This window comes from Halodurantibacterium flavum (assembly GCF_042681825.1).
Taxonomy (GTDB): domain Bacteria; phylum Pseudomonadota; class Alphaproteobacteria; order Rhodobacterales; family Rhodobacteraceae; genus Halodurantibacterium; species Halodurantibacterium flavum.
In genome coordinates this window covers 302,096-318,916 of record NZ_JBHUGH010000002.1, presented here as the reverse complement: position 1 = coordinate 318,916, position 16,821 = coordinate 302,096, and the positions used below count along the sequence as shown (strand labels likewise).

The window sequence follows — 16,821 nt, the reverse complement described above, 5'->3', positions numbered from 1 at the left end:
AAACACGGCGATCTGTCGCGATCAATTCCCTAATGATGAATGGTTTGATACGTTTCCGATATGAATACGGGAATCGACCTGCGCCAGCTTCGCTATTTCGTCTGTCTTGCGGACGAGCTTCACTTTGGCCGTGCGGCCGAGCGGCTCGGCATTGCGCAGGCCCCGCTCAGCCAGCAGATAAGGGCGATGGAAGAACGGCTTGGCGTCACGCTCTTTCACCGCACGACGCGCCGGACCCGGCTGACGGCGGCGGGAAATACCCTGCTCCGGCACGCGCGCAGCCTGCTTGACGGGATGGACCGGGCGGTTGCCCATACCCGCGCGATGGCCGGCGAGACGACAGGCCGGATCACCGTCGCCGGGGTCAATATGGCGATGACCCATGTCATTCCGCCCATTCTTGCGGCGTTTCGCGAAAAGTGGCCGGCGGTGATCGTCGACATCATCCATCTCGGCACCTCGGAACAGCTGCGCGTGCTTGAGGCGGGCGATATCAACATCGCCTTCATCCGCCCCACCGAACGCGCCGCGCATATGCAGATCGAGACGCTGATGCGCGAGGGTTTCGTCGCCGCCATGCCGCGAAACCACCCGCTGACGGCCAAGGCCGAGGTGACGCTTCAGGATCTCGCGCAGGAACCGCTGATCGGTTATGCGCCGATCCTGGGGGCAAGCTATGCCGTGACGCTGAACGCCGAATTCCGCCGCGCGGGGCTGCATACGCGGATCGTGCAGGAATGCACCCATACCACCTCGGTCGCGGCGCATGTCGCCTCGGGGCTGGGGGTGGCGGTGATGCCCGCCTGGATCACCAATATCCGATCCCCCTATATCGCGTTCCGGCCCGTGCCCGAACTGCCCCGCTCGATCGAGCTTGTGGTGGCCTGGCCGGCGGGCGAAACCTCGGCCATCGTGCTCGACTTCATCGAGACGACGCGCCGCGTCGCCCCCCGCATCGCGCAGGATCTGGGGCTGGACCATGCCGGCCCTGCGGGCATCCGGGCCTTTTCGCCCTGAACGTCGGATCAAGCCCCCCGGGATCAGCCCCTCCGGCCAGCCTCTCAGACCAGAATATCGATGTCGCGCGGGTCGCGCCCTTCGTGAATCGCGAGCAGGTTGCCGATCATCCGTTCCAGCGACAGCGCGAAACTGTCGGCCGAGATCGCGGCCACATGCGGCGTCAACACCACCCGGTCGAGCCCGATCAGCGGGTTGTCGGGCTGGATCGGCTCGACGGCAAAGACGTCGATGCCCGCCCCGCGCAGACGGTTCGCATGGATCGCCTCGGCCAGCGCGGCCTCATCCAGAACGCCGCCGCGCGCCGCGTTGACCAGGATCGCATCGGGCTTCATCATCGCCAGTTGCGCGGCCCCGATCAGGTTGCGGGTCGAGGCATTCAGCTCGCAGTTCAGCGTCACCACATCGGCGCGCGTCAGCAATTCCTCCAGCGGCACGAACTGCGCGCCAAGCTCGGCCTCCTCCGCCTCGGAAAGCGGGCTGCGCTTGGTATAGATCACGGTGCAGCCGAATCCCTGCAACAGCCGCACCAGCGCCTTGCCGATATAGCCCATGCCGACAATGCCCACGGTGCGCCCGCTCAGCTTCATCGAGCTTGGGCCGAGCGCCCCCTTGAGCCACTGCCCCCCCTGAATGCCGCAATGGCCGCGCATGATGTTGCGGTTCACCGCGAGGATCAGGCCCAGCGTCGTCTCCGCCACCGCGACCGCGTTCGACCCCGTGGTGCGCAGCACCCGCACCCCCGCCGCCCGCGCCGCGTCGAGATCGATCCCGTCATAGCCCACGCCCCATTTGTGCACCGCGCGCAGCCCCGGCACCGCCATCATCGCCGCCGTCACCGGCACGTCGCCGGTGATCGCGAATTGCGCGCCGGCCAGCGCCGCCTCCTGATCGGCCGCATCGCGCGAGGCGGCGGTGCGGATCTGCCAGCCCTCGGGCAGGAAGGCCGCGATCCGTTCCAGCCGGTCGGGCGCCGCGGGGTCGAGCAGCACAAGTGTCACATCATCGGTCATCGCAGGTCACTCCGGGTCTTTCGTCAGATCTTGAAACGCACGCCGGGCCGGGCCAGCCCGCCGCCCTGTGCCATGACGGTGCCGTCCGCGCGCCAGCAGGCCGCGCCGGTCATCATCCCGTCAGCCTCGAAGGCGATGGCGTTCATGCCGCCGCCGATGGTCCGCACCGGCCGCACGTCATGGCCCATGGCGCGCAGCGCATCGGCCATGGGTGCATAGGCGGGTTCCAGTTCCACATGCTGGCCCTCGGTCCAGATCCGGGGCGCCTCGACCGCCTGCTGCAGCGTCATGCGATGGTCGATCAGGTTGACGATGGCCTGCATCGCCGAGGGGAAGATCCGCACACCCCCCGGCAGACCCAGCGCATAAAGCGGCCGGTCGTCGCGCAAGACCATCATCGGCGCCATCGAGGTCGGCACCCGTTTCCCCGGCGCGATCGACAGCGCCTGCCCGGGATGCGGGTCATAGTTGAACATGTAGTTGTTGGGGATGATCCCCGTCCCCGGCACCATGATCCGGGCACCGAAAAGTCCGTTGATCGTGTGGGTCGAGGCCACGACATTGCCGTCCCGGTCGGCCACGGTCAGATGCGTGGTGTCGCGGCTTTCGGGAACCGGCGGGGCCAGCGGGGCACCCGCCGCGCCCAGCCGGTCCAGACAGGCGCGGGCATAGGCCTTGTCCGTAAAGCGCGCGACCGGCACATCCACGAAATCCGGATCGCCCGACGCCGCGCGCCGGTCCTCGAACCCGACCCGGATCACCCCGGCCAGCAGATGCAGCGCCTCGGGCGTGCCAAAGCCCATCCCGGCGATGTCGTGGTTTTCCAGCATGTTGAGCATCTGGACCACATGCACCCCCGACGATGCCGGCGGCGGGGGCCCAACAATCGTGTGCCCGCGATAGGTCCCGAAAATCGCGCCCCGTTCCACCGCCTGATAGGCCGCAAGGTCGTCAAGCGTCACATGCCCCGGCATATCCCCCTGCGCCAACCGGTCCACCAGCGCCCGCCCCAGCGCGCCGCCATGCAGCGCCGCCGCGCCCTCGGACCGGATCAGCCGCAGGCTGTCGGCATAGTCGGGCATCCGAAGGCGGCTGCCCACCGGCAGCGGCGCACCGTCGGGCAGCAGGATCCGCGCCATTTCCGGATCGGCGGCCAGATCGTCGCGATGTTCGTGCAGCGCGCCATTCAGATAGGCGCTGACCTGAAAGCCCCGCTCCGCCGCGCGGATCGCGGGTTCGATCACATCGGCAAAGGGCAGCTTGCCATAGCGTTCCTGCATCATGCACCAGCCGCGCAGGTTCCCCGGCACCGCCACCGCCGAGGCGCCGACCAGATTGCGCCGCCCGACCGTTTCCATATAGGCCGGTGGGCTGTCCGAGACCGTCTCGAACATGTCGGCCCGCGCGCCCTGCCCCGCCGTCGACAGGGCGTCGACCACCACATGGCGCCCGTCCGCCAGCCGGATATGCGTCATGCCGCCGCCCGCGATCCCGACCATCATCGGTTCCACCACCGTCAGCGTCAGCATCGCCGCGACCGCCGCGTCGATCGCATTGCCGCCGATCGCGAGCATCTCGTTCCCCGCCGCGGACCCCAGCGGCGCATTCGTCACCACCACCCCCAGCGCGCCTGAGGCGGGACGTTTTTCGCAAGTAAACGGAAGGGCAAGCGGATGATCGGCCAAGATATCTCTCCGGTTTTTGACGGACGCGGCGGCTGGACCAGCGCCGGACCCGGGCCCGGCACACGCGACGCGGCCCGGATCACCCGCCCCGCCGGGCGCGGCTGCCGCACCCTAGCGCGCCCGCCCGGTGGGGGAAACCCACCTTCGCCCCCGGGGGCGCGGGGCGGGCGGCGCTCAGCCGGCAGTGACGAAAAGCTGCCGGGGAAAGGTCGTCAGCCGCTCGCACCCATCGGCCGTGACGCAGATCGTTTCGGACATGCCGAAGCCCTGCGCCAGAACATAGGTGTGAAAGACCATGTTTTCCGCAAAGGACCATTCGGCGCCGGGATGCGCCTCGAGCGGCTCACCACCGTTCGGTTGCAGCAGAAGACCCACCGAATAGAAGGTCTTGTTGGTGTAGCTGTCGCGCAGGCCCCGGCCCAGCACGCCCTCGCGATAGATGGCATCGGGGACGGTGGCGGGGATGCCGGGCCGCACCTCGGCCAGGGCTGCGTCCTGAATGGCGATCAGCTGTTCGGCCAGCGCGTGATCGGCGTCGCTTGCCTCGGCCACCCTGATCGGGCGCATGAAGCGGGCGTGATAGTGGCGGGAATTGGGCGTCGTCTCGATCTGGACGATGTCGCCTCGTTCCAGCACCCGGTCGGAATAGCCGCCATGCAGGTGAAACGCCCGTTCCCCCGACGACATGACGCCCGGTCCCGGCAGGTCGGACCCCGCGCGGATCATCGCGGCGCAGATTTCCGCGGCCATTTCGCGCTCGCTGACGCCGATGCCGGCGCTGTCGATGGCGGCCTGCATCCCAGCCTCGGCAGCCCGCGCGGCGCGGCGCTGATACGCGATCTCGGCGGGGGACTTGATCAGCCGCATGGCGGGAACAAGATCGGTCGCATCCTGCAGGCGCGCGCCCGGCAGCGCCGCCCGGATCGCCTCCCACCGCGCGGCGTTCAGGACCCAGGCGCCCATCTCCACACCGATCGCCGCCGCCTTTCCGATCCGCGAAAGGATCGCCTGCACGGCGACGGCGGTGCGGTCGTCGCTGTCGTTCCACATCACCCGATCGCGAAAGACGCAGGTGCTGTCGAGGTAATATTCCTCCACATCGCGGCAGAAAAGCGTGGGCTCGCCCTCGGCCGGGATGATGGCGAACTGAAAGGTGCCATAGGCGCGGGTGAAGTAGCCCGTGACCCAGGTCACCGTTTCCGGCTGAAAGGCCAGCAGCGCATCGAGCCCCTGTTCCCGCAGCGCGGCCTGCACCCGGGCCAGCCGGGCGTGATATTCGGACGGTTCGAACCAATAGGCGGTCTGGACCATGGCGTTTCCCCCTTATCCCTTCACCAGCTCGACGAAACGGGTCAGCACGGATTTCGATTCCGGCGTGTCCTCCTCTGCGGCGAGGAAGGCGTCGACATCGCCGCCATCCTGTTCCATCCGCGCGCGGTTTTCGGTGAACCACAATGGCACCTGCGCGGCCGTGATCTCCGGATGGCCCTGCACGCCCCAGGCGCGGGCGGTGCGATGGCGCCAGACCTGGTTCGGACATTCGTCCGAAGCGGCAAGGATCACCATGTCAGGGTGGTCGTGGCGCACCTCATCGTTGTGCCAGACGAACATGCGCACGGACGCGCCCCAGTCGCGGGTGAGCGTGTCGGTCGCCGCATGGGGCGTCACCTCAAGGTCCTTGTATGCGATTTCGCAATACGGGCGGCGGAACACCTGATCGCGCCCGCACAGCGCCGAGGCGAGGATCTGGCTGCCGAAGCAGATGCCGAGCATCGGGATATCGCGCGCCGCCGCATCGCGGATCAGGTCGTGTTCGCGGTGAATGAAGGGGATGTCCTCATAGGCGCCGTGGGGGCTGCCGGACAGGAAGATCCCGTCATAGCCGTCGAGGCTGTCGGGGAACTGGCCGCCATAGGCCCAGTGGCGGTCGACGGCCAGCCCCCAGCCCTCGAACCGGTCGTCGAGCTTTGCCACCGATTGCAGTTTCCGCCCGTTCCCGAGATAGAGAAGGCGTTTTCCCTTGGATGACATCTGCGTTCCTTCATGCATGTGCCGGTCGGACCCCGGCGGTGTTTTCTGATTGCTGCGACCGCTGCCGTCGCAGGACCGGGCGCTATGGCAGGGGGCGCAGGCAGAACCGCGACAGAATACGCGCGGCATCCGTGAAATCGGCCATCTCCATCGCCTCGTCGGGGTTGTGACTGCCGTTTGCGTTGCGGACAAAGATCATGGCCGATGGCACCCCTGCACCGGCAAAGACCGCCGCGTCATGGCCCGCGCCGCAGGCCATCCGCCGGGCCGGAACAGCCAGCGCGCCCGCCGCATCCTCCAGCGCCGCGACAAGCGGCGCGGCCATCAGGGCCGGTTCGCTGGTCGTTTCGCGGCCGAGCGTGAAGCGCACCGCGCAATCCGCCTCGATCCGGGCGACGGCCCCGCGCAGTTCGGCCCGCATCAGGTCCAGCGTGGCGTGGCTTTCGCTGCGGATATCGAGCGAGAATTCCACCCGCCCCGCGACCTTGGAAAAGGCCGCCTCGGCCGGGTCGGTGGACAGCTGGCCAAAGGTCACCGTCAGGTCGTGCCCCGCCGCCGCCAGACGCTGCCATGCGTCGTCCAGCGCGGTGACAAGCCGGGCCGCAGCCAGTACCGCGTCCTGCCGGTTGGCGCGCGGCGTCGCCCCGGAATGGGCATAGGTCCCCGCGACGCTGGCCGCCCGATGCCGGAAACTGCCCCGGATGCCGGTGACAAAGGCCGCGGGCAGCCCCTCGGCCACCAAGACCGGGCCCTGCTCTATATGCGGCTCGATGAAGGCGCCGATCCGGGCCGGGTCCAGATGCGGGCGGCCGGCGCGCAAGGCCCCGGTGTCGCCGCCCGCGGCCTCGATCGCGGCCCCCAGCGCCACCCGGTCGCCGCTGCGCAAGACGCCGTCGAGTTCCGCGCCCGTCAGCAGGCCAAAGGCCGCCCGGCTGCCGATGTACGAGGCGCCGAACCAGGTGCTTTCTTCGGCGCGGATCGCCATCACGGTGATGTCCTGCGGCGGACGGATGCCGGCGCGACAATAGCCCGCGACCACCGCAAGCCCCATCAGCACCCCCGCAGCCCCGTCGAAATTCCCGCCCGCCGGAACGGAATCGAGATGCGAGCCCACGTAGATCGCAGGTCCCGCCCCTGCACCCTTCAGCGTCATGTAAAGGTTGCAGGCCGCGTCCGTCGTGCAGGTCAGCCCAAGGCGCAGCGCCTCGCGCCGGACGATCTCATGCGCGATCTGTTCGCCCAGGCCGTAAGAGGCGCGGGTGATCCCCCGGCTGCTGCCCGTGCGGTGGCGCAGTTCGTCGAAAAGCCGCGCGGCCAGCGCAATATCCGGCGCGCCATCGGCGGCGCCCGGGTCCGGCACGGCCATGCCCGCGCCTGTTGCAGGGGTTGCAGATGGGGTCGCGACTGGCATCATCGGCGGGCCAGACGGTTGATGATGCTGTCGCGCACGCGGCCCAGATGGGCGGCCATCGCCGAGGCCGCCGCCGCGCCGTCGCCCGCCTCGATGGCGGTGACGATATCGAGATGTTCGCGACAGGTATCGGCCAGACGTTCGGGCATGCTGCGCAGGTCGAACATCTGCGTCTGGCGCCGCAGCATCCCGATGATCTGCGACAGTTGCGGGTTGCCCGCCGCCTCGGACAGGGTGCCGTGCAGCGCCTCGTCGATCTCTCGCACCACGGCGCGGTCGGCGGGGCCGCTGTCCTTTTGCGCCAGCAGCGCGTGAAGCTGGTCGTGGAGGCGGCGCGTCACCTCGGGCGCGACGCGGCCCGCCGCCATCCGCGCGACCGCAGGTTCCAGCAGCATCCGGATCTGCAGCGCGTCCATGTAATCCTCGATCCGCATCTGCCGCACCTGCAGCCCGCGCCCGCCCTGGCGCAGCAGCAGCCCCTCGCCCTCGAGCATCAGAAGCGCGTCGCGCACCGGCGTCCGCGACATGTTCAGCGTTTCGGCAAGGCGCCGTTCGTTCACCAGTTCGCCCGGCTTTGCCTGCCCCGACTGGATCAGTCCGAGGATCTGTTCATAGGCCTGCATCGCAAGCCGTTTGTCCGGGGCGTTGAGCACTTCGGTTCCTCCTCCGCCCGTCCGGGGCAACTGACATGGCCCAGCCTAACCGCCGGCGCGTTACTGAAAAACGAAAATCGACAGATCGTATTCCTTGTGTTGACGACTGGTATACCAAACGCTACGGTAATCGCAACACCCGCCTCTCGGTCCGGCGAAAGAACCGTGACGACAGGCGGGCGATCATCGAAAGGATGTCGCACCTTGGCTGTCACCGCCGGTCCCTCGCTTCCGTTTTCCCGCGACGAACACATGCAGCGCCAGGCGCGGCTGCGCGCGGCGCTGCGCGACCGCGGCGCGGCGGCGATGCTCGTCTTTTCGCAGGAAAGCCTGTTCTGGCTGACGGGCTATGACACGGGCGGGTTCGTCTTTTTCCAATGCGCGGTGGTGACGGCGGATGACCGGCCCATCGTCCTTCTGACGCGGCGCCCGGACCTTCTGCAGGCGCGCCAGACTTCGACGATCGAGGATATCCGCATCTGGTGGGACGCCGACGATGCGAACCCGGCGGCGGACCTCAAGGCGATTCTGGACGAGCTGGGCCTTGCCGGCGCCCGCGTCGCGATCGAACTGAACACCCATGGCCTGACCGGCTGGAACCTCTGGCGGTGCCAGACGACCTTTGGCGACTGGTGCCGGCTGGAGGACGACAACCATCTGATCCGCCGTTTGCGCGTCGTGAAATCCCCGTCCGAGATCGACTTCATGCGCGAGGCCGGGCGGATCTGCGACCGCTCGCTCGACCGGGTGATCGCGGCGGCCCGGCCCGGGATGCTCGATAGTGAGCTGAAGGCGGTCTACCTCGCCTCGATCCTGGGCGACGGGGCGGACATGCCGCCGAACGCACCGCTGTTCAATTCGGGCCCCCGGGCGGTCTATGGCCGGGGCGTGGCCGGGCCGCGGCGGCTGGAACCGCAGGACCAGATCCTGGTGGAATATCCGATCCCCTTTCACCACTACAACGTCAAGACGGAATGGACGATCCTGTTCGGGCAGGTCAGCGACCAGCAGCGACGCATGTATGACGTGGGCCGCGAGACGCTGGCGCGGATGACGGACCTTGCCCGACCCGGCACCACGCTGGGCGAGATCTTCGACGCTTATGCCGAGGGGCTGGACTCTGCGGGGTTCCGCGCCGCGCGCTATGGCGCCACGGGCTATTCGGTCGGGATTTCCTTTGCCCCCACCTCGATGGACGTGCCGCCGATGATCTATTCCGGCTGCGCCACGGTCTGCGAGCCGGGCATGACGCTTTTCTACCACGTGATGAACGGCGACGGCGGCACCGGCTATGCCATGGGCGTGGGCCACACCCTTCTGGTGACGGATGGCGCGCCGGAACTGCTGACCGGCCTGCCGGAGGACCTGACCGTCATCACCTGACACCCTTTATTTCAAAAACAGAGGCCCCGCAGAGGGCCCCCCCAACAGGAGAGATACGAGAATGACCCACCTTACCCTAAAACGGCGCCACGTCCTGATGGGCATGGCCGCCGCGTCCGCCACCTCCGCCCTGCCCGGCTTTGCTTTTGCGCAGAACGGGCCCAGACAGGGCGGAACCCTCCGCATCAGCCATTCGACGCGGATTGCGACGCTCAACGTGCTCAGCCTGTCGGGGCCGGCGGAATATCCCTGCATCGACATGATCTATTCGGGCCTGACCCGGATCGGCTTTGACAACCTCCCCCATCCCGATCTGGCCACAAGCTGGGAGGCGTCGGATGACGCGACCGAGTTCACATTCTTCCTGCGCGAAGGCGTGACCTTCCACGATGGCAGCCCCTTCACCGCCGACGACGTGGTCGCGACCTATGAGGCGATCCTGAACACCGATATCCCGGCGGCGGCGCGATCCTCGCTCAACATGATCGAGAGCGTCGAGGCGGTGGACGACCTCACCGTGCGCTTTCACTTGTCGACCCCGTTCGCCGACCTGCCGGTGTCGACCGCCCATGCCAATGCGCGCATCCTGTCGCGGGCGGCGCTGGAAGGCCCGATCTCGAACCTCGACACGCAGGCAAACGGCACCGGACCGTTCCGGCTGGAAACCTATGACAGCGCGCGGCTGGTGCGGCTGGTGCGGAACGAGAACTACTATATCCCCGGCTTGCCCCATCTCGATGCGGTCGAGATGCTGCTTTACCCCGACCTTGCCGCCGAAACCGCGAATTTCCTGTCAGGCGCGACCGATGTGATGCTGACCGTCCAGCAGGCCGATTACGCCCGCATCGCCGCCGCCGCCGGGATCGAGGCCAAGCGCGTGTCCTCGGGGCGCTATGCCTGCGTCGTGATGCGCCAGGATCAGGAGCCCTGGAACGACGTGCGGGTGCGCAAGGCACTGGCCCTTGCCACCGACCGCGACCTGCTGGTGGATGTGATCCTCGAAGGCCTGGGCCGCCCGGCCTATGACAGCATCGTCGCCCCCGAACTGGAATTCGCGACCGAGAAACCGGCAATCCCCTATGACCCCGCGGCCGCACGGGCGCTTCTGGCCGAGGCGGGCTATCCCGACGGGCTGAAGGTCAGGCTCATCGCCTCGGACCGGCCGGCGATCCGGGTGCAGACGGCCATCGCGCTGCAGCAGACGGCGGCGGCTGGCGGGTTCGACATCGAGATCGAGACGATGCCGCACGACACCTATCTGGCCAATGTCTGGATGAAGGGTGCGTTCTACATCGGCTATTGGGGCATGCAGCCCACGGTCGACGCGACCTACAACCTGCTTCTGACCTCGGACGCCTCGTACGAGGATACGAACTGGAAGAATGCGGAATTCGACGCGCTGATCGCCGAGGGACGCGCCACGGTCGACCCCGCCGCCCGCGCCGAGATCTATGCCCGCGCCCAGGCGATGGAGCTGGAGGACACGCCCTATATCGTTCCCTTCTTCGAGGATGTGCTGACCGCCAACCGCGACACGACCGAGATGTGGGAGGTCGCGCCGATGACGCGCTGGTTCTACATCGAGAACGTCTGGCTCGACCGGACCTGAGGCGGGATCGTTGAGCCTCGCCTATCTTCTCCGCCGGCTGGGTTCGATCGTCATCGTGCTCGCCATCGTGACGGTTGCGGTGTTCGGGATCACCATGATCCTGCCGGGGAACGCTGCAATCATGATCCTTGGCGAACACGCGACGCCCGAGGCGCTCGCCGCGATGGAACGCCAGCTTGGCCTCGACCGGCCGCTGGCGGTCCAGTATCTGTCCTGGCTGGGCGGGGTGCTGCAGGGCGATTTCGGCATGTCGCTGCGCCTGTCGCTGCCCGTTTCGCAGGTCGTGGGCGCGGCCTTCTGGAACTCGGCGGCGCTCGCCCTCGTAGCCTTGGTCGCGGTGACGGTGATATCGATCCCGATCGGGGCCATCGCCGCGATCCGGCGCGGTACGGGCTGGGACCTCGGCATCGGCGTTCTGTCCTATGTGGGAACGGCGATGCCGGAGTTTGTCACCGCGACGATCCTGCTGGTGCTTTTCGCCTCGCCCGACTGGCCGGTCCTGCCGGCAGGGGGCTTCGTCGCGCCGACCGAGGATTTCGGCGCCTTCCTCACCCATGTCACCCTGCCGGCGGCGACGCTGGGCCTGATCATGATGGCACATATCTCGCGCCAGGTGCGCAGCGAAATGGCCGATGTGCTGCAGTCAGACTTTGTGCGGGCCGCGCGGCTCAAGGGGTTGGCGGAACGGCGGGTGATCTGGCGCCATGCGCTGCCCAATTCGCTTGCGCCGGCGGTGGCGGTGATCTCGCTCGATATCGGCTATGTGCTGGGCGGCATCATCGTGGTCGAAGAGATCTTCGCCTGGCCCGGTCTCGGGCGGCTCCTGATCTACGCGCTCCAGAACCGGGACCTGCCGGTGATCCAGGCGGTGACGCTGCTTCTGGCGGTTGTCTACGCCCTCTCCAACCTGCTGGCCGATCTGGTGATCGCCTGGCTCGACCCGAGGGTCCGCTATGCGTGACATCCTTCGCAGCCCCACAGGCCTCATCGGCACGATCCTTCTGACCCTCGTCTTCGTTGCGAGCGTATTCGGCCCCTTCATCGCGCCCTATGACCCGCAGATGTTCCATGCCGCGTCCCGCCTGCAGGGGCCATCGGCGGACTTCTGGCTCGGCACCGACCAATACGGGCGGGACCTCATGTCGCGTCTGCTGCACGGGGCGCCGGCGACAGTCTCGTTCGGGCTGGGGGCGACCGCGCTTGGCGTCGGCGCCGGGTCGATCATCGGCGTGATCGCAGGCGTCGCCGGGGGCCGCACCGACGGGGTGATCATGCGCATCCTCGACGGGATGCTGGCAATGCCCGAGCTTCTTTTCACCCTGCTGATCGTCACCTTCCTTGGCGGCGGCACGACGCAGGCGATGCTGGCTGTCGCCGTCACCTTTACCCCCGGCATGGCGCGGATCGCCCGCAGCGCCGTCCTGTCGGTGCGCACGCGGGAATATGTGCTGGCCGCACAGGCGCGGGGCGAAACCCAAAGCTGGATCGTGCTGCGGGAAGTCCTGCCCAACGCCATCGGCCCGATCATCGTCGAGGCGACGATCCGCGTCAGCTTTGCCATCATGATCGGCGCGACGCTCGGCTTTCTCGGCCTCGGCGCGCAACCGCCCTCGACCGAATGGGGGCTGATGGTGGCCGAAGCGCGGCAGTTCATGTTCCGCAACCCGTGGTGCGTGGTGGTTCCGGGGCTTGCCATCGCCATCACCGCCATGGGCTTCAACCTTTTCGGCGACGCGCTGCGCGATGCCTTCGACCCGCGAAAGGGCCACGGATGAAGAGCCTCACCGACCGCCCCGTTCTTCAGGTCACGAACTATTCCATGGGCTATGCGACCGACGCGGGCGACATCCCGGCCCTGCGCGACGTGTCCCTGTCGATCCGGCGCGGTGAAACCCATGCGCTGGTGGGCGAAAGCGGGTCGGGGAAATCGACGCTCGCCTGGGCGATCATGCGCTACCTGCCGGGCAATGCGCGCGAAGGGGCGGGCGCGATCCTTCTGTCCGGCGAGGACATGATCGGCATGCCCCGCCGCGATCTGGAACGGCTGCGCGGCCGCCGCGCCGCGATGGTCTTTCAGGACCCGAGCGCGGCGCTGAACCCCACGATGACGCTTGGCGATCAGGTGGTCGAGGTGCTGATGCGTCACCGCGACATGACCCCTGACGCCGCCCGCGCCGAGGCCGAGGCGGCGCTCGCCCGCACCGGCATCCGCGACCCCGCCCGGATCATGAAGCGCTACCCGCACGAGGCCTCGGGCGGCGAGAAACAGCGCGTGGTGATCGCCACTGCCTTTGCCTGCAATCCCGAGCTTATCATCTTCGACGAACCGACCACCGCGCTCGACATCCTGACGGCACGCCAGATCCTCGAGCTTTTCGTCCGCCTGCGAGAGGAAACGGGCGTGGCCGCGCTCTATATCTCGCATGATCTGGGGCTGGTCGGGCGGATCGCCGACAGGGTTTCCGTGATCCACAAGGGCGAGATCGTCGAAAGCGGCCCGGTCGCGCAGGTGCTGACCGCCCCCGCCCATGCCTATACGCGCAGCCTGCTGGCCGCCGTGCCCCGCCCCGCGAACCGGATTGCCCTGCCCGCCCCGCAAGGCGCGCCGGTGCTGATGCGGATCGAGAATATCAACGTCCGCTACGGCGAACCGGGCTGGCTGACGCGGCTGCTCGACCCCTCGGCCAGCGCCCATGCGGGCGCGGCGGACGTGACGCTCGACGTGCGCAGGGGCGAATTGCTGGGCATCGTCGGCGAAAGCGGGTCGGGGAAATCCACCATCGCGCGGGCGGCCACGGGCCTCAACGTCTTCGAGGGGCGGATCACCTTTGACGGGCGCGATTTCACCGGACGTGCGGCGCTGGACCGGCGCTACCGCCGCGACGTGCAGATCGTGTTTCAGCACCCGGATGCGAGCCTCAACCCGCGTCAGTCGATCGGCGGCATCCTTGCGCGGCCGCTTCGGCTTTACAACCTCGTCCCCCGGGCGCAGATCGCCGGACGGGTGCGCGAATTACTGGAAATGGTGCTGCTGCCACCCGAGTTCGCGACCCGCTATCCGCATCAGTTGTCGGGCGGCCAGAAACAGCGTGTGGCCATCGCCCGCGCCTTTGCCGCCGAACCCAAGCTGGTCATCTGCGACGAGATCACGGCGGCGCTCGATGTCTCGGTTCAGGCGGCGGTCGCGCGGCTGCTGGTCGGGCTGCAGCAAAAGACCGGCGCGGCCTGCGTCTTCATCACCCATGATCTGAACCTGATCCGCCAGCTTGCCCACCGGATTGCGGTGATGCAGGCGGGGCGGCTCGTGGACCTTTTCCCGGTGGAAGAGGCCGAAAGCCCCGCCCGCCACCCCTATACCCGCGCGCTGCTCGACGCGGTGCCGCTGCCGGCCGAGCTGCAGACCGAACCGCAACCCGAACCGGAAGGTGCCCCATGACCGACGCCCTCGCGCTGGCGCGCAACATCGACGTGCAGGACAGCCTCGATATCCTGTCGGGGATGGTCCGGCACAAAAGCTATTCCGAAACCCCCGGCGAACGGGTGCTGGCCGAACATATGGTCGCCCTGATGCAGGATATGGGGATGGAAGCCTGGCTGATGCCGGTCGAGGGGGACCGCGTGAACGCCATCGGCATCTGGCGCGGAACGGGGGGCGGCAAAAGCCTGTTGTTCAACGGCCATCTGGACACGAACCCGGTAACCGAGGGCTGGACGGTCGATCCCTGGGGCGGGCTCGTCGATGACGAATTCATCTATGGTATCGGCGTGTCCAACATGAAGGCGGGCGACGCGGCCTATCTTTGTGCACTGCGCACCCTGATCCGCAACGGCGTCCGGCTGAAGGGCGACGTGATCCTGACCTTCGTGATCGGCGAATTGCAGGGCGGGGTCGGCACGCTGGCGGCCGTGAAATCGGGGCTGCGGGCGGATTACTTCATCAATGCCGAACCCTCGGACCTGCAGGCGATCACGATGCACGCCGCGGCCTTCACCTTTGTCGTGGAACTGGAGGGCGTGACCCGCCACCTGTCCAAGCGCGAGGCGGCGGTCGATGCGATCCGCGCCGCCTGCGACCTGATCCCCGAACTGACCGACCTGACCTTTTCCGACGCCCCGACCGCGGAGCACCGGGCGATCAACCGCGTCCATGTCGGCGTGATCCACGGCGCGCTCGGACGCGAGCTGCATGAATGGCGCCCGCCGCAGGTCGCGGATTTCGTGCGGCTCAAGGGCTCCGGCCGCTATGGCCCCGGCCAGACCGAGGAAAACGCGCTGGCCGACATGCGCCGGGTGCTTGACGGGCTGATGGCGCGCTGGCCGGGGCTCAGGGCGACCGTCCACACCGAAAAGGCCGAAGGCCGCCCGATCATGCCCGCCTTCGAGGTCGCCCGCGACAGCCGCATCGTCACCGCGATCAACGCGGCCTACAGCGCGGTGCGCGGGGTGCCGCAACCCACCGGCGCGATCCCCCCGCCCGGCTTTTTCGGCACCGATGCGGGCCACCTTTATGAGGGCGGGATGGAGGGCGTCGTCTGCGGCCCCGGCGGGCGCTACAACACCATGCCCGACGAAAGGGTCGAGATCGTCGACTACCTCGACATGATCCGCGTCTACCTGATGACGATCTGCGACATCTGCGAGGCGGAATGACCGATCTTGCCACCGACCTTGCCACCGAATATCCGGGCCGCACGCGGACCGGGCGCGACGTCGCCCTTCGCTTTACCGAAGCCGAGCATCGCGCCCGCCTTGCCGCCACCCGGCGCGCACTGCGGGACCGTAGGCTGGATGCGATCCTGATCTTCGCGCAGGAAAGCCACTATTACCTCACCGGCTATGACACGGCGGGCTATGTGTTCTTTCAGGCGGGGATCATCACCGCCGAAGACGGGCCGCTGACCCTTCTGACCCGCACCCCCGACCGACGGCAGGCCGAGGTCGCCTCGCTTTATGACGATATCCACATCTGGCTGAACGCGAAGGATGCGAACCCCGCGCTGGACCTGCGCCGCCTGCTCCAGGAGCTGGGCCTTGCGGGCGGGCGCGTCGGCGTCGAGTTCGCGACCCACGGGCTGACGGCGGCGAACGGCCGCCTGGTCGAGGCCGCGCTGGACGGGTTCTGCCGGCTCGAGGATACCTCGGACCTCGTGCGGCGACAGCGGCTGGTGAAATCGCCAGCCGAACTGAACCTCGTGCGCGCCGCCGGCAAGATGGCCGATGCCGCGACGCTGGCGGCGATCGGGGCTGCGCGTCCAGGCGTCTATGACACGGCGCTGTCGGGGGCCGCCGTCACCTCGATGCTGGACGCGGGGGGCGACATGCCCTCGGGCGGGCCGCTGGTCAATTCGGGGCCGCGCGCGCTTTTCGGTCGGGGTCTGGGCGGGCCGCGCCGGATCGGGGCGCAGGATCAGGTGCTGATCGAGCTTGCGGCCTCGGCCTGCCGCTATCACGTGGTGATCGAACATACCGTCGCCGTGGGCGCGCCCGACCCGCGCCAGCTGGCACAGATGGATGTGGCGATCGAGGCGCTGGACCAGATCAAGGCGGCCGCCCGCCCGGGGGTGGAACTCGGCACGCTCGACGACATCCACCGCCGCGTGCTGGACGGGGCCGGTTTTGCCCATGCCCGCTATGCCGCCTGCGGCTACGCGCTTGGCTGCACCTTCAAGCCCACATGGATGGACGCGCCGCCGATGATCTATTCCGGCAACCGGCTGGTGCTGGAACCGGGGATGGTGTTTTTCGTCCATATCATGATCCCCGACACCACGACCGGGATCGCCGCGGGCGTGGGCCAGACCTTTGCCATCGGCACCGACGGGGTGGAAACCTTCAGCGCGCTGCCCCTGAGGCTGTGGAGGGTCTGAGCCGCGCCGGGCGGATGGTCATGGCGGCCGCCGGTCCGGCCGACGCCCTCTCGCCACGGTGTCCGCGAGCTTTGAATGAGCGCGAAATTCCCGGGCACGATGCGTGATCCGCACGTGCCGGAGCAAGGCAGGCTACACGCGTGCCATAAAAT

The 16,821-nt window shown here is 68.0% G+C and carries 14 protein-coding genes; 8 read left to right on the top strand and 6 right to left on the bottom strand.

What is annotated here, in order from left to right:
- Positions 1–60: 60 nt before the first annotated feature.
- A complete protein-coding gene (locus tag ACFSGJ_RS03140; protein ID WP_390259411.1) occupies positions 61–1,017 on the top strand; it encodes a LysR substrate-binding domain-containing protein in 957 nt (318 codons plus the stop codon).
- A gap of 44 nt (positions 1,018–1,061) precedes the next feature.
- Here the strand turns inward: ACFSGJ_RS03140 and ACFSGJ_RS03135 are convergent, their stop codons facing one another.
- From ACFSGJ_RS03135 to ACFSGJ_RS03110, 6 genes are all read right to left on the bottom strand, one after another.
- On the bottom strand, positions 1,062–2,030 hold the full coding sequence (locus ACFSGJ_RS03135; protein WP_390259409.1) for a 2-hydroxyacid dehydrogenase: 969 nt from the start codon (positions 2,028–2,030) through the stop codon (positions 1,062–1,064).
- Positions 2,031–2,053: 23 nt separating this feature from the next.
- Positions 2,054–3,715: a gamma-glutamyltransferase gene (gene ggt, locus ACFSGJ_RS03130; RefSeq protein ID WP_390259408.1), complete on the bottom strand. Its 1,662-nt coding sequence runs from the start codon at positions 3,713–3,715 to the stop codon at positions 2,054–2,056.
- Positions 3,716–3,889: 174 nt separating this feature from the next.
- The gene (locus ACFSGJ_RS03125) at positions 3,890–5,026 is read right to left on the bottom strand and encodes a M24 family metallopeptidase (protein WP_390259406.1); all 1,137 of its coding nucleotides are present in this window, start codon (positions 5,024–5,026) and stop codon (positions 3,890–3,892) included.
- Positions 5,027–5,038: 12 nt separating this feature from the next.
- Positions 5,039–5,746, bottom strand: a complete 708-nt coding sequence (locus tag ACFSGJ_RS03120; RefSeq protein WP_390259405.1) for a type 1 glutamine amidotransferase — start codon at positions 5,744–5,746, stop codon at positions 5,039–5,041.
- Between the two features lie 82 nt (positions 5,747–5,828).
- Positions 5,829–7,112 (bottom strand): Zn-dependent hydrolase, encoded by a 1,284-nt coding sequence (locus ACFSGJ_RS03115; RefSeq protein WP_390259403.1) that lies wholly within the window; start codon positions 7,110–7,112, stop codon positions 5,829–5,831.
- Between the two features lie 44 nt (positions 7,113–7,156).
- Positions 7,157–7,810 carry a GntR family transcriptional regulator gene (locus tag ACFSGJ_RS03110; protein ID WP_390259402.1) on the bottom strand — a complete coding sequence of 218 codons (654 nt, stop codon included), beginning with the start codon at positions 7,808–7,810 and terminating at the stop codon, positions 7,157–7,159.
- A 204-nt stretch (positions 7,811–8,014) separates the two neighbouring features.
- On the opposite strand from ACFSGJ_RS03110, the gene ACFSGJ_RS03105 reads away from it, so the two are divergent.
- The 7 genes from ACFSGJ_RS03105 to ACFSGJ_RS03075 all read left to right on the top strand — a co-directional run bounded on the left by ACFSGJ_RS03105 (position 8,015) and on the right by ACFSGJ_RS03075 (position 16,669).
- Positions 8,015–9,193, top strand: a complete 1,179-nt coding sequence (locus tag ACFSGJ_RS03105; RefSeq protein ID WP_390259400.1) for a M24 family metallopeptidase — start codon at positions 8,015–8,017, stop codon at positions 9,191–9,193.
- Positions 9,194–9,254: 61 nt separating this feature from the next.
- Positions 9,255–10,802 carry an ABC transporter substrate-binding protein gene (locus tag ACFSGJ_RS03100; RefSeq protein WP_390259398.1) on the top strand — a complete coding sequence of 516 codons (1,548 nt, stop codon included), beginning with the start codon at positions 9,255–9,257 and terminating at the stop codon, positions 10,800–10,802.
- Between the two features lie 10 nt (positions 10,803–10,812).
- A complete protein-coding gene (locus ACFSGJ_RS03095) occupies positions 10,813–11,763 on the top strand; it encodes an ABC transporter permease (RefSeq protein WP_390259396.1) in 951 nt (316 codons plus the stop codon).
- Positions 11,756–12,577: an ABC transporter permease gene (locus ACFSGJ_RS03090; protein ID WP_390259395.1), complete on the top strand. Its 822-nt coding sequence runs from the start codon at positions 11,756–11,758 to the stop codon at positions 12,575–12,577. The genes ACFSGJ_RS03095 and ACFSGJ_RS03090 overlap by 8 nt, the downstream gene beginning before the upstream one ends.
- Complete coding sequence (locus ACFSGJ_RS03085; RefSeq protein ID WP_390259394.1) at positions 12,574–14,238, top strand: dipeptide ABC transporter ATP-binding protein; 1,665 nt, start codon at positions 12,574–12,576, stop codon at positions 14,236–14,238. The genes ACFSGJ_RS03090 and ACFSGJ_RS03085 overlap by 4 nt, the downstream gene beginning before the upstream one ends.
- The gene (locus ACFSGJ_RS03080; RefSeq protein ID WP_390259393.1) at positions 14,235–15,452 is read left to right on the top strand and encodes a M20 family metallopeptidase; all 1,218 of its coding nucleotides are present in this window, start codon (positions 14,235–14,237) and stop codon (positions 15,450–15,452) included. Before ACFSGJ_RS03085 ends, ACFSGJ_RS03080 begins: the two co-directional genes overlap by 4 nt.
- Positions 15,449–16,669, top strand: a complete 1,221-nt coding sequence (locus tag ACFSGJ_RS03075) for a M24 family metallopeptidase (RefSeq protein ID WP_390259392.1) — start codon at positions 15,449–15,451, stop codon at positions 16,667–16,669. Before ACFSGJ_RS03080 ends, ACFSGJ_RS03075 begins: the two co-directional genes overlap by 4 nt.
- The last annotated feature ends 152 nt before the right edge of the window (positions 16,670–16,821 follow it).